The organism is Variovorax sp. YR752 (assembly GCF_943372545.1).
The window spans coordinates 1-13,425 of sequence record NZ_CALRZC010000223.1 but is presented as its reverse complement, the minus strand read 5'-3'; the positions used below and the strand labels follow the sequence as shown (position 1 = coordinate 13,425).

The 13,425-nt window shown below is 68.2% G+C and carries 10 protein-coding genes and 1 pseudogene; 5 read left to right on the top strand and 6 right to left on the bottom strand.

Features of this window, described 5'->3' with window-relative positions; all coding sequences use genetic code 11:
* Window positions 1-331: 331 nt before the first annotated feature.
* From AAG801_RS33670 to AAG801_RS33655, 4 genes are all read right to left on the bottom strand, one after another.
* Entirely contained in the window at window positions 332-1,516 is a 1,185-nt protein-coding gene (locus AAG801_RS33670) for an ABC transporter substrate-binding protein (protein ID WP_192195991.1), read from the bottom strand.
* Between the two features lie 155 nt (window positions 1,517-1,671).
* Window positions 1,672-2,661 carry a PDR/VanB family oxidoreductase gene (locus AAG801_RS33665; protein ID WP_341892323.1) on the bottom strand — a complete coding sequence of 330 codons (990 nt, stop codon included), beginning with the start codon at window positions 2,659-2,661 and terminating at the stop codon, window positions 1,672-1,674.
* Window positions 2,662-2,706: 45 nt separating this feature from the next.
* Window positions 2,707-3,480 carry a GntR family transcriptional regulator gene (locus tag AAG801_RS33660; RefSeq protein WP_153285130.1) on the bottom strand — a complete coding sequence of 258 codons (774 nt, stop codon included), beginning with the start codon at window positions 3,478-3,480 and terminating at the stop codon, window positions 2,707-2,709.
* Window positions 3,480-4,589 (bottom strand): aromatic ring-hydroxylating dioxygenase subunit alpha, encoded by a 1,110-nt coding sequence (locus AAG801_RS33655; RefSeq protein WP_341892322.1) that lies wholly within the window; start codon window positions 4,587-4,589, stop codon window positions 3,480-3,482. The genes AAG801_RS33660 and AAG801_RS33655 overlap by 1 nt, the downstream gene beginning before the upstream one ends.
* 145 nt (window positions 4,590-4,734) lie before the next feature.
* Between AAG801_RS33655 and AAG801_RS33650 the strand changes: the two genes are divergently transcribed.
* From AAG801_RS33650 to AAG801_RS33635, 4 genes are all read left to right on the top strand, one after another.
* Window positions 4,735-5,856 carry a 5-methyltetrahydropteroyltriglutamate--homocysteine S-methyltransferase gene (locus AAG801_RS33650; RefSeq protein ID WP_153285132.1) on the top strand — a complete coding sequence of 374 codons (1,122 nt, stop codon included), beginning with the start codon at window positions 4,735-4,737 and terminating at the stop codon, window positions 5,854-5,856.
* A gap of 27 nt (window positions 5,857-5,883) precedes the next feature.
* Window positions 5,884-6,552 (top strand): glutathione S-transferase family protein, encoded by a 669-nt coding sequence (locus AAG801_RS33645; RefSeq protein WP_341892321.1) that lies wholly within the window; start codon window positions 5,884-5,886, stop codon window positions 6,550-6,552.
* Between the two features lie 26 nt (window positions 6,553-6,578).
* Window positions 6,579-7,958, top strand: a complete 1,380-nt coding sequence (locus AAG801_RS33640) for a phospholipase D-like domain-containing protein (protein WP_341892320.1) — start codon at window positions 6,579-6,581, stop codon at window positions 7,956-7,958.
* A gap of 623 nt (window positions 7,959-8,581) precedes the next feature.
* Window positions 8,582-10,336: an Ig-like domain-containing protein gene (locus AAG801_RS33635; protein WP_341892319.1), complete on the top strand. Its 1,755-nt coding sequence runs from the start codon at window positions 8,582-8,584 to the stop codon at window positions 10,334-10,336.
* Window positions 10,337-10,349: 13 nt separating this feature from the next.
* Here AAG801_RS33635 and AAG801_RS33630 read toward each other — a convergent pair whose 3' ends face one another.
* Window positions 10,350-11,405: an ROK family protein gene (locus AAG801_RS33630; RefSeq protein WP_341892318.1), complete on the bottom strand. Its 1,056-nt coding sequence runs from the start codon at window positions 11,403-11,405 to the stop codon at window positions 10,350-10,352.
* 110 nt (window positions 11,406-11,515) lie between these two features.
* Between AAG801_RS33630 and AAG801_RS33625 the strand changes: the two genes are divergently transcribed.
* Window positions 11,516-13,054: a glycine betaine ABC transporter substrate-binding protein gene (locus tag AAG801_RS33625; RefSeq protein ID WP_341892317.1), complete on the top strand. Its 1,539-nt coding sequence runs from the start codon at window positions 11,516-11,518 to the stop codon at window positions 13,052-13,054.
* A gap of 210 nt (window positions 13,055-13,264) precedes the next feature.
* On the opposite strand, the pseudogene AAG801_RS33620 reads toward AAG801_RS33625, so the two are convergent.
* A pseudogene (locus tag AAG801_RS33620) lies at window positions 13,265-13,425 on the bottom strand (IS110 family transposase); the annotation flags it as partial.

Genomic DNA, 13,425 nt, shown 5'->3' with positions numbered 1-13,425 from the left:
GGCCTGCATGCACAAGCTGCTGGCCATCGCCTACGGTGTTCTGAGGTCCCGAAAACCCTTTGATGCGAACTACCTCAAGGCAACCAGCCCTTGACGAGCACAACGGTGTCTTGATTTCGCTGCGGGAAGCACCCAGTGCCCTGCGCACGATGGGCGCGGTCGTTGTGCGGGCCGATCAACCAGTGCTCTGAACACGCTCACGTCGATGGGGTGCCTTGCGCAGCGAAATCAAGGAGGAGGCCGCAGGCCGGGGGACATTCGCGGAGCAAGGTTCCCCGTCGGCGGGAGCGTCGCCCTGAACGGCAGCGCTCCCACACGACGAGTCACAAAACTACTTCGCCTTGCCCGGGTCCTTCACGCCCTTGATCACGTCGAACTCGACGTTGTAGAGCTGCCCGTCCTTCTTTTCAACCTTGCGCAGGTACACGTCCTGCACGATGTCGCGCGTCTGCGCGTCGATCAGCACCTGGCCGCGCGGGCTCTCGAAGACCTGGCCCTTCATGGCGGCCAGCAGTGCTTCGCCGCCGCCCTGGCCCTTGGTGGTCTTGAGGGCTTCGTAGATCACGCGCATGCCGTCATAGCCGCCCACGGCCATGAAGTTGGGGCGCATCTTGGGGTTGGCCTTCTGGAAGGCCTCGACGAACTTCTTGTTGAGCGCCGAGGGGTGCGCGGCCGAGTAGTGGTGCGAGGTGACCACGCCCAGCGCGCCGTCGCCCATGTCGTTCAGTTGATCGTCGTCCGTCACGTCGCCGGTGGCGATCATCTTGATGCCGGCCTTGTCCATGCCGCGCTCCAGGAACTGCTTCATCACGGCCGCGCCCGCGCCCGAGGGCACGAAGACGAACAGCGCGTCGGGCTTGGCGTCGCGCACCTTCTGCAGGAACGGCGCGAAGTCGGGGTTGCGCAGCGGCACGCGCAACTTCTCGAGCACCTTGCCGCCGTTGAGCTGGAAGCGCTCGCTGAAGAACTTCTCGGCGTCGTTGCCGGGGCCGTAGTCGGTGACCAGCGTGACCACCGACTTCACGCCGTTCTTCGGCGCCCAGTCGCCCATCACCACCGACACCTGCGGCAGCGTGAAGCTGCTGCGCACGATGTAGGGCGAGGCTTCGGTGATGCTCGAGGTGGCGGCGGCCATCACGACCTGCGGCGTCTTCGACTGCGTGGCCAGCGGCGCGGCGGCCAGCGCGGCCGGGGTGATGCCGAAGCCGGCGATCACGTTGACCTTCTCGTTGACGATGAGCTCCTGCGCCAGGCGCTTGGTCACGTCGGGCAGGCCGGTGTCGTCCTTCACGATCAGCTCGACCTTCTTGCCGGCCACGGTGTCGCCGTTCTGCGCCATGTACAGGCGCGCGGCAGCCTCGATCTGGCGACCGGTGGAGGCCGACTGGCCCGTCATCGGCAGGATCAGGCCGATCTTGAACTTGTTGTCCTGGGCGCTGGCCACGGGCAGCGACAGTGCGGTGGCGAGCGCAATCGCCGAAAGGCCGGCGGTCTGGATGAGATGGCGTCTTTGCATGGAATTTTTCCTTTGAGGGACGGAACGCGAAACCGGGCGTATTTTGAACAATTCGCAACAATTGGCGGAGAAGGCAACCACCTACCCACCCGCCGCACGGGACTTTGTTGCGCGATCAATCGAATGGTTGCGCGATGATCGCGCAACCGATGTTTTCAGAGGTCGGGACGGTAGGCGGAATCGAGCGTGAGCGTACCCACGGCGCGTGACACGCAGGCGCAGATGCGCGTGGTCGCCTGCTTCTCGTGCGGGCTCAGGAACACGTCGCGGTGATCGACTTCGCCGTCGACCGCCAGCACGTCCATGGCGCACAGGCCGCACTCGCCGCGCTTGCAGTCCGAGAGGGTCTGCACGCCGGCCGCATCGAGCGCGTCGAGCAGGGTGCAGTCGACCGGCACGGTGATCGACAGGTCGTGGCGCGGAATGCGCACGGTGAAGGCCTGCGTCGCGAGGCGCCCGCTGCTGCCGAAGGTTTCGAAGCGCAAATCTGCGAGCGGTCGGCCGGCCGCGGCCCAGGCGCGCTTGACGGCTTCGAGCATCGGCACCGGGCCGCAGGTGTAGAGCTGGCCGCCGGGCGGCAGCGCGGCGATGGCGGCGTCGAAGTCGATGGGCGCTGCGCCTTCGTGCGCCTGCACGCCGGCCTCGCCCAATGCCTCGCGCAGAGTGTCGAGGTAGCCGAACTCGCCCGCGTGGCGCGCGCCGTACAGCATGGCCACCGGCACGCCGCGGCGCGGCGCCAGCGCGCCGAGGCGCTGCGCCATCAGCACCAGCGGCGTGATGCCGATGCCGCCCGCCACCAGCAGGTAGCCGGGCGCCGCGAGGTCGAGCGGAAAGTGGTTCTGCGGCGCGCTCACCTGCAGCCGGTCGCCCACGGCCAGCCGCCACATCGCGCGCGAGCCGCCACGGCCGTCGTCCAGCCGCTTGACGGCGACGCGCCAGCAACTGCCGTCGCCCTCGCCCACCAGCGAGTAGGAGCGCGTCTGCACGCGGCCCTGCTCGGTCATCACCTGCACCTGCAGGTGGGCGCCGGGCTCATGCGCGGCGACGAAGTCGGCATCGGGGCGCAGCGTGAATTCGCGCACGGTGGGCGTGACGTCGCGCAGCGCCACGATTTGCGCCTGCATCCATTGGAGATCGCTTTTCATCGGGGGAACACCAGCAGGGAAAGAAAGAAGGAAGAGCGTCGTCGATCAGCCGCGACGACGGATCAGCTGCACGCCCGGCAGCGGACGCTGCTCTGCGCTCGGCGTGCCGTGCAGTGCCTCGCGCAGGTTGCGCCGCGCGATGCGGCTGTGCTCGCGCATCAGCGCCTCGGCGCGCGAACCTTCGCCGGATTCGATGGCATCGAGCACCTGCAGGTGCTGGTCCTGCGCAATCACGAGCATGTCGCGCGCGGCCGGCGAATTCGCCTGCACGATGACGAAGCCCGAGGGCGAGGCGAACGGCAGGTTGACCACGCGTTCGAGTTGCTGCGCAATGACGGGGCTGCCGGCCATCTCGCACAGCAGCGCGTGGAATTTCTCGTTGTGCGTCACGTAGCGCGAGAACGCCGCGTCGTCGAGCGCGGGCTCGCGCAGCAGCTCGTCGATGCGCGTGAGGCAGGCGCGCGCCTCGCGCAGCACCACGGGCGCCGCGCCGCGCTCGGCCGCGAGCCGCGCCACGAGGCCTTCGAGCGTGCCGCGCAGCTCGATGGCATCGGCCACATCGCGTTCGGAAAAGGTGCGCACCGCATAGCCACCGTTGGGCAGGGCTTCGAGCAGGCCCTCTTGTTCAAGCCGCATGAGTGCGCTGCGCACCGGCGTGCGCGACACGCCGAGCTGCTCGGAGATGGCGACTTCGGCAATGCGTGCGCCACCGGGCAGCTCGCCCGCCAGAATCATTTCGCGCAACCGCAGCTGCGCCTTCACGGCCTGCGAGCTGCCGCTGTCGCCGGGCTCGGCGGAAGTCAGGGGGGCGACCTTCATCACGCGGCCTGCGACGCTTCGACGGGGCGGATCGGAATCGCGGCGCGCGCGGGCCGCTCCTTCTCGATCATGCGGTCGATGAGGCGGCGCGCCCACATCGAACCGGCGTCGATGTTGAGGTTGTAGAACTGGTGGTCGGGGTGCTCGTCGATGGCTTTCTGCTGCGCCTCGAGCACGATCTCGTCCTCGCGGAAGATGCCCGACACGCCCTCGCGCAGCTCGTGCGTGAGGCGCTGTTCGCCCAGGCAGTAGTTGCGCGCAAAGGCCCAGAAGTACAGGCAGGTCTTGTCGGTCTCGGGCGTGATGGTGTTGAGCACATAGCCGTTGACGCCCTTGCTGCGGTCGCCGGGGTTGTCGCCCGACGGCACCGCGCCGCTGCCCGCCTCGGCCACGCCGACGTCGATGTTCACGGTGCACGGGCCTTCGAAACGGATGATCTGCCAGCGGTCGACCTTGCCCGTGTAGCCGCGCGCATGGCGGATCTGGTTGCCCCAGAACGGTGGTGCGTCGATGTTCTCCATCCAGCGCGTGACGGTGGCCGAGCGGTCGCCGTGCGTGGCCACGAAGGGCGCCTCGGCCACCTCGCGGTTGCCGATCGACGAGCCGTGCACGAAGGTCTCGTGCGTGAGGTCCATGAGGTTGTCGACCACCAGTCGGTAGTCGCAGTTGACGCGGATCATCTTGCCGTCGCCGGCCCAGGCCGCGTCGTCGTTCCAGTGCATGTCGGGCACGAGCGCGGGGTCGGCCTTGGCCGGGTCGCCGGGCCAGATCCACACGAAGCGGTGCTTCTCGACCACCGGGAAGCTGCGCACGCAGGCCGAGGGGTTGAGCGTTTCCTGGCTCGGCATGTGGGTGCAGCGGCCCTGGCTGTTGTAGACGAGGCCGTGGTAGCCGCAGACCAGCTCGTCACCTTCGAGGCGGCCCAGCGACAGCGGCATCAACCGGTGCCAGCAGGCGTCTTCGAGCGCGGCCACCTGGCCGTCGGTGCGGCGGAACATCACCAGCTTCTGGTTGCAGATCGTGCGCGGCAGCAACGCGTGACGCACTTCGACGTCGTAGGCGGCGGCATACCAGGCGTTGAGCGGAAAGGCGGTCGTGGGCGTCTTCATGAATACTCAATGTATACAGAATAGCGAGAAATTCCAGCGCAAATCCCCTTATTCGAGGGTAAACACTGAGTTCAACGTATACAAACAAGCTTCGCACGAAGGCGCTAGGATTCCGCTCGTTCACAGTCACGACGGAGTTCATTCCATGTCCCAGCATGCCGCCCTGCCCGCCCGCTACGACCACGTGGGCAGCTTCCTGCGCCCCCAGTACCTGCTCGAAGCACGCGAGCAGAAAGCCAAGGGCCAGATCACGCCCGAGCAACTGCGCGAGGTCGAAGACAAGGCCATCACCGAGATCGTCCGCTTCCAGGAAGACATCGGCCTCAAAAGCATCACCGACGGCGAGTTCCGTCGCACCTACTTCCACATCGACTTCCTCGACCAGCTCGGCGGCGTGAAGACCGACATTCCGGTCACCATCCGCCGCCCCGACGGCACCGAGGAACTGGCGCCGCCCGCGATGCGCGTGCTCGACAAGGTGCGTCACGTGAAGGACATCCAGCTCGCCGACTTCCAGTACCTCAAGAGCCAGGTGTCGGCCGGCCGCACGCCGAAGGTGACCATTCCTTCGCCGACGATGCTGCACTTCCGCGGTGGGCGCGCCGGCATCAGCAAGGACGCGTACCCCGAGCTCGACCCCACGTTCTACGACGACGTGGCCAAAGCGTATGGCGACGAACTGCGCTCGCTGGCCGCAGCCGGCTGCACCTATGTGCAGATGGACGACACCAACCTCGCCTACCTGTGCGACGAGCACATGCGCGAAGCCGCCCGCAAGCGCGGGGACGACCCGAACGAACTGCCCCACCGCTATGCAGCATTCATCAACAAGGTGGTGGCGCAGAAGCCGCCGGGCATGCTGTTGGCCATGCATCTGTGCCGCGGCAACTTCAAGAGCACGCACGCCGCGGCCGGCAACTACGAGCCCGTGGCCGAAGCACTGCTCAAAGAGATGGACCTCGACGCCTACTTCATGGAATACGACGACGCCCGCTCGGGCGACTTCAAGCCGCTGCGCTACCTGCCCAAGGGCAAGACCGTGGTGCTCGGCCTCGTGACCACCAAGTTCGGCGAGATGGAAGACAAGGACGAGCTCAAGCGCCGCATCGAGGACGCCGCCAAGTACGCGCCGCTCGAACAGCTCGCGCTGTCGCCGCAGTGCGGCTTCTCCAGCACGGTGCACGGCAACAACATCGCCGTCGAAGCGCAGCGCAACAAGCTGCGCCTCGTGGTCGAAACGGCGCAGGAAGTCTGGGGCTCGACCTGACGCGCGCTTTCTGTTGAAGTCGGGGGCATGACGACGACGCAGATTTACTCCGGCCCCCTCAGCATGTTCGGCGCGAAGGTGCAGATCGCCGCGTACGAAAAAGGCATCACCTTCGAGCTCATCATGGTGCCGTTCACCACCGACGACGCCTACGAGCCCCGGCACCCCGAGGTGCTGCGCGTGAACCCGGTGAAGCAGCAGGTGCCGGTGCTGGTCGACCACGAGGTCGCGCTGTTCGACTCGACGCAGATCTTCGAGTACCTCGAAGACCGTTATCCGCAGCCCGCGCTGTGGCCCGAGGGCATTGCCGACCGGGCCCGCGCGCGGCAACTCGAGCAGACCTCGGACGAGCTGTTCTTCCCGAACGTCGTCAAGCTCTTCGGCCTGCAGCACAACATGCAAAGCGCCCCGGCGGTTGCGGCCTGCGTCGCCTGCGCGCGCTTCTACGAAGAGATGGAAGACCTGCTCGCCACGCGCGAGTACCTGGCCGGCCCTTACTCGTTCGCCGACATCGCTTTCTACATGGCCCACGTGTTCGCCGACCGCAAGGGCGCCGGCATGACCGATGCCACGCCGCGCCTCGTGGCCTGGCGCGACCGCGTGGGCGCGCGGCCCGCGGTGCGCGCGGTGGTCGATCCGATGATGCGGTTCCTGGCGTCGCAAGGGCGCGGCGTGCCGGCCTTCCTTCAGCGCTGAGCGGGCATCGAGGCATCACCCGCCCCATGCCGGACACCGCCTTCGACTGGCTGCCCTCCCCTTCGCAGCATTTTCTTGCCGTCACTTTCGCGTTGCTGGTCTATGTGCTGACCACGCGCACGCGCCGCGAGCAGCGCGCGCCCACCACCGCCATCGCGTGGGTCATGGGGCTGGTGCTGATGCCGTATGTGATCCTTCCGATGTACCTGCTGTTCGGCCAGCGCAAGCTGCGCCCGGCCGGTGCGCCCCGGCCGCCGCGTTCGATGCCGCCGGGCCACTGGGCGGCCGACCTGATCGAGAGCTTCGGCCTGGCGCCGCCCGGGCGCTGCGCGATCCGCATGCATGCCGACGGCGAGGCCGCGCGCGAGGCGCTGTTCGAGGTGATCGATGGCGCGCGCGAGCGCATCGACGTGTGCACCTTCATCATCGGCGACGACGCGCTGGGCCACGCGGTGATTGCGCGGCTTGCGCAGCGGGCGCGCGAAGGCATCAAGGTGCGCGTGCTGCTCGACGGCTTCGGTGCGCTCTCGCTGCCGCGCCATCACTTCGACCGGCTGCGCGCGGCGGGCGGCGAAGTCGCGGTGTTCCGCCCCTTCTTCAGCCTGCGCCGCATCGGGCCGCGCAACCTGCGCAACCACCGCAAGCTCACCATTGCCGACGACCGCTGGCTCTGGTCGGGCGGGCGCAACCTCGCGGGCGAGTACTTCACCGGCAACGACAAGCACCCCGAAGCGTGGCACGACCTGTCGTTCGACCTGCACGGCAGCGTGGCGGGCGCTGCCGCGCGCCAGTTCGACCACGACTGGAGCTCGGTGCGCGGGCGCAAGGCGCGCGCCATCACCGCCGACGACGTGCCCGCGGGCCCCGGCTGCGCGATGGCCCAGTTCCTGCCGAGCGGCCCCGACCAGACCGAAGACACGGCGCATGCGCTGCTCATCGACGCCTGCTTTCGCGCCGAGCACCGACTGCTCGCGATCACGCCCTACTTCGTGCCCGGCGACGGCCTGCGCGACGCATTGCGGCTGGCCGCGCGGCGCGGCGTGCAGGTGACCATCGCAATGCCCGCGCAGTCGAACCACCGCCTCGCCGACTTCGTGCGCGCACGCGCCATGCGCGACCTCGCGCGCGCGGGCGTGAGCTTTCGCATGCTTCCCTTCATGGCGCACGCCAAGGCCGTGGTGGTCGACGACGAACTGGCGATGTGCGGCTCGATCAACCTCGACCTGCGCAGCCTGCTGCTGAACCACGAGGCGGCCGTGGTGTTCTACGGCCGCGGCGACATCGAATGGTTCGCCGAGTGGATCGAGACCACCGCCTCGGCCGGCGAGCCCTACCGCGCGCGGCGCCCGGGGCTGCTGCGCGACATGGCCGAAGGGCTGCTGCTGACGGTCGCGTTCCAGCTTTAGGTGGGTGGTGCATCGCCCAAGATGCACGAATGCAACACAATTGAAACCAATTGAACATTCACACTAGAATCGCCACCGGTTCCGGTGGATGACGATCTGTCGGAGCCCCCTGCATCGCGGGGCAGCCCGCCCGGGCCTGGTCTTCAAGGGCCGACCCTGGCGCCATCCGTTGGAAATCTTGCGCCCCGGCTCCGGGGAAAAACCGATGCGAGCTTTCTTCTCGCCGCACCCCCTGGGTGCTTGCACGCGCAGTACCGCCGTCGTGACAAAGTGCCCAAATAACAGGCACCCACTACAGCGAGGCAAGCCCCCTTCCTACGGGGGTCAAAAATTAAGATAAAGGTTCACTGGTTATCGCAGCTTCGCGTTGAGGAATGAGCGGCCTGCTCTTCCTCTCCTGAATTTGCGACCAGTTCCCCGCACTTCAGAAGCATCGGCGTCCGTCAGGGCGTATCGCCTTCGGCGACCTCGATGCGATGCAGGAGCGTGACCGGCAAAGGTGGTCGCGGCGGGGTTTGAGCGCTGGGCGCCGGGCGACACCTTCGCGCGGCCCGAAGCGATCCCCTTTGTTGTTGATCACTGCCGGATTCCCCTGAGCACGGGGAGAAAAATCGATGCCCTCCATGGATTCGCTGCTGGCGCTCGCGCGCCGGCTGGGCGCAGCCTTGCCCGTCGCATTCGCCTTGCTGCTGCCGTTGTCCGCTGCCCCGACCTGGGCGGCCCTGAACGAAGTCGGCCGCGCCACGCCGAGCGTGCACCGCCTGCGCTTCTTCATCGACCCACAACTGGCGGCCGACATCGGCGCGCCCGAGGCCGGCCGCCGGCTCGCGCAGTACGTGGCCGACCTCAACACCGTGTTCCAGCGCGAGACGGTGCGCAGCTTCACCTTCGACCCCGCGAAAGACCTGCAGATGGTCGCGCCCGGCGCAGCGCCGCCCTGCGGCTTCAGCGGCGTGGCTGGCGGCGAGATCGTGCTGTGCGTCGGCCCCTCGAAGCGCGGCTACAGCCACGGCGGCCTGACCACGAGCACCACCTTCCCGCCCACCGGCGTGACCTGGAACCTGAACTGGACCGCCATCCACGACCCGCTGCGCCTGTCGCGCGCCATCACCTCCGCGGCGCCCGAGTCCACCGAGAAGGACTACCTCGGCCGCCAGCTCAAGACCCTGCTGCACGAGCTGGAGCACGTGTTCGGCGCCGGCTCCGGCGAGTACTACAACGCGATCGCCGTCGCCGACACCACCGAGACCGCGCCCGCCAACGACCTCGCCCTCGTGAAGCACACCGACCGCTACTGGTGGACGCGCCAGCACTGGCGCCTCGACCCGCTGCTGGGCACCGTGTTCGAGCAGCGCTACGACCCGGCCGCCAACCGCGTCGCCACGCTCGGCCTGATCCGTTTCACCGAAGGCACCAAGGCGCAGATCAACACCGACTGGCGCGACTGGCCCAAGCTCGGCAGCTCGAAGTTCATGGCCGGGACCACCGCCACGCAGGTGCGCGTCACCGAACGCGAGAGCGGCGCCGTGCTGGCCGGCGCGCCCGTCTCGGTGTGGCGCGACCCAGGCGCCGGCAAGCCGCTGGAGCCCATCGCGCAGGGCACGACGAATGCCGACGGCCGCTTCGTGTTCGACTGGCGCTGCGGCTTCAGCTGCTTCGCCGTCGGCAAGACCACGCTGCTCGTGAAGGCCCAGGCCTCGGGCCGCGCGCCGGGCGCGACGTGGTTCACCATCTTCGACGCCTTCGAGCAGAAGGCGGTGCAGGGACAAGCGGCCTTCACCATCGACCTGCCGCTGGGCGTGTCCGACAGCCAGAAGCCTGCGGTGTCGCTGGCCGCGCCCGCGATGGCGACCGTGGGCCAACCGGTGCCGCTGGCGCCCGTGGCGGTCGACAACGTCGGCGTGTTCGGCGTGAAGGTGATCGGCACCGACAGCCTGCCGCTGTGTACCTTCACCGCGCCGCCCTACACCTGCCAGTGGACGCCCACGGCGCCGGGCGTGCAGATCATCCGCGTGATCGCCATCGATGCCGCGGGCAATGCCGAGGTCGCCTCAGCACAGGTGATCGTGCGCGCGCCCGCCGACACCACGGCACCGACCGTGACGCTGAACGTGCCGCCGATGGCGTCGTCCGCGGCCGGCCTGCCGGTGCGGCTGTCGGCCAGTGCAGCGGACGATGTCGGCGTGGCCGAGCTGGCCTTCATCGTCGACGGCAAGACCGTCTGCGCACTGCGCGCCGCGCCCTACGCCTGCAACTGGACGCCCGCGCGCGCGGGCCTGGCGAACATCGAGCTGCGTGCCACCGATGCGGCGGGCAACGTCGCCACCGCCTCGGCCACGGCGCGCGTCGGCGCGGAACTGCGGCCCGAGGATCTGTAAGAGCAAGAAGAACTCAACGCCGGTTCGTGAAGCTGGCGTTGCCCAGCCCGGTGCCGATGGTCAGCACGCCCCAGTGCCGCACGTCGCGCATGAAGGGCAGCTCGCTCAGGCCCTGCACCACCGCGTCGTTGTGCATGAGCACCAGCGTCGCGCCCGAGCCGATGATCGGCAGGCGCTGCCACAGCGCGGCCGGCAGGTGGAAGGCACGGCTCTCCCAGTCGCCCGGCAGGTTCTGCGCACCGCGCGCGATCGAGCCGTCGGAGCGGATCAGCCCCGGGCAACCGATGCCGATGAAAGGCGCGAGCCGGATCTTGCGGCGCTCGGCGTAGATCACCATGTCCTCGAGCATGTCGGCGATGCGCTCGACCATGTGGCTGCGGTTCGGGCCGTCGTCGGCATGGCGCCACTTCTCGCGCCGGACCACTTTCGCGCGCGAGAAGTCCGGCGCCTTGCGATGGCGCGTCTTCACGATGCCGCAGCGCACGTTGGTGCCGCCGATGTCCACCGCAAGAATCGCGTCGTGCCCCTTCAACAGTGCCCGCGGCGTCAGGTGCGCCCAGCCGATCAGCCCGCCGTCGTCGACGTTGTGCGACAGCCGGCCCAGCTGCACATGCACGCCCAGGTCTTCGAGCATCGCGCCCGCCTCCAGGATCGCGCGCTCGCCCACGTCGCTCTCGGGAAAACCACCGCCGACCACGATGCGCTGCACCTTGCGCCACGAAGGCTGGCGCACGAAGCGCTGGATCACGAAGGCCAGCTCTTCGGCGAACTCCTCGATGGCGCCATGCATCACATCGGCGGCGGCCGTCGCGGTCTTTTCCTGCAATACGCGGTCGAGGTCCTTCTTGCTGAGGTCGCGCGAGTGGGTCTTGCCCAGCGGGTCGCGGCCCGTCTTTCGGCGGCGCTTGCGCCAACGTTCGAGCAGCTCGCGAAACGCCGTCTGGCTGGCCTGGTCGCCAACGAAGCCGTCCTTGTCGCGCAGCTGCAGGCTGTAGCCGTCCACGCGCAGGCCGGGCAACTCGCGCAGGCCATGGATGTCGGGACCGGGGAGCGCGTGCTTGGTTTTCATGACGGCCACTATGGGCCGTTGCACGCCCGTGGCGCATCGGCTTCGCGCACCACGGCGTGTAGGAGACGGGCGGGTGCGGCCGGTGCGGCGATGCCGATACACTGACCCGGATGCACCTGCTTCGCAGCTTCTGGCGCGCCGCCCTGTGGCTTCCCGCGATGCTCTGGCTGGCCGCTGCGCCCTCGGCGCAGGCCGCCGACGAGACCTTGCGCGTCGGCTCCAAGCGCTTCACCGAGTCGTACATCCTGGCCGAGGTGCTGGCGCAGACTGCCGCGCCGCAGACCGCGTCGCCGCCCGTCATTCGCCAGGGCCTGGGCAACACGGCCATCGTGTATGAAGCACTGCGCTCGGGCGCCATCGACCTGTACGCCGAATACACCGGCACCATCGCCCTCGAAATTCTCAAGGGCTCGCCCGCCGACACGCGCGAGGCGATGAACGCTGCGCTTGCGCCGCTCGGCCTCGGCGTGGCGATTCCACTGGGCTTCAACGACGGCTACGCGCTGGCCGTGCGCGCCGCCGATGCCGACAAGCTCGGGCTGCGCACGCTGAGCGACCTGGCCAAGCACCCCGAGTTGCGCATCGGGCTGTCGAACGAATTCATCGGCCGCGCCGACGGCTGGAAAGGCCTGGCGACAAGCTACGGCTTCACGCAGACACCGACCGGGCTCGACCACGGCCTGGCCTACGACGCGCTGACCGCCAGGCAGATCGACGCCATCGACATCTACACCACCGACGCCAAGATCGACCACCTCGGCCTGCGCGTGCTGGAAGACGACAAGCAGTACTTTCCCCGCTACGACGCGGTGGTGCTCTACCGCCTCGACCTGCCCGCGCGGCTGCCGAAGGCCTGGGCTGCGTTGCAGACGCTCGAAGGCACCATCGATGAGCACGCCATGATCGCGATGAACGCACGCGCCGAGCTGCAGGGCGTGCGCTTCGACACCATCGCGCGCGACTTCCTCGCCGGCGCCACCAAAGACGGCAAGACCCCACCGAGCGCCGCGCGCGGCTTCACAGCCAAGCTCTTCGGGCCCGACCTCTGGCCGCTCGCGCGCCAGCATCTGCTGCTGGTGGCGGTGTCGGTGGGCGTGGCGATCCTCATCGGCGTGCCGCTCGCGATCCTCGTGTTTCCTCATCTGCGGCTGCGCGCCGTGGTGCTGGGCTTCGCGAGCATCATGCAGACCGTGCCGTCGCTGGCGCTGCTCGCGGTGCTGATCTCGTTGCTCGGTGCCATCGGCGCCCTGCCCGCGCTCATCGCGCTCACGCTGTACTCGCTGCTGCCGATCATGCGCAACACCGTGACCGGCTTGACCGAAGTGCCCCACGGCCTGCGACTGGCCGGCACCGCGCTGGGCATGACACCGCCGCAGAGCCTTCAGCTGGTGCTGCTGCCTCTTGCGCTGCCCACGTTGTTGGCAGGCGTGCGAACAGCCACTGCGATTGCCATCGGCACGGCCACCATCGCGGCCTTCATCGGCGCGGGCGGCTTCGGTGAGCGCATCGTGACGGGGCTGGCGCTCAATGACCGCGAGCTGTTGATGGCGGGTGCACTGCCGGCTGCTGCGATGGCGCTGATCAGCGAAGGCATCTTCGAATTGATCGAATTTCTGATGCGTCGCAGTCGCAGGGCGCCATTGGCTTGAGTGGTTCAGGGCGACGCTCCCGCCGACGCGGTACCTTGCTCCGCGAATGTCCCCCGCCCTTCGGGCTCCTCCTTGATTTCGCTGCGCAAGGCACCGCATCGACGTGAGCGTGTTCAGTGCAGCCGTTGATCGGCCAGCACCACGACAGTGCCCAGCGGGCGCAGGACACTGGGTGCTTCCCGCAGCGAAATCAAGACACCGTTGTGCTCGTCAAGGGCTGGTTGCCTTGAGGTAGTTCGCATCAAAGGGTTTTCGGGACCTCAGAACACCGTAGGCGATGGCCAGCAGCTTGTGCATGCAGGCCACCACGATGAGCTTGCCGGGCTTGTTCTGCGCCTTCAGGCGTTGCCAGAACTCGGCGATCAGCGGGT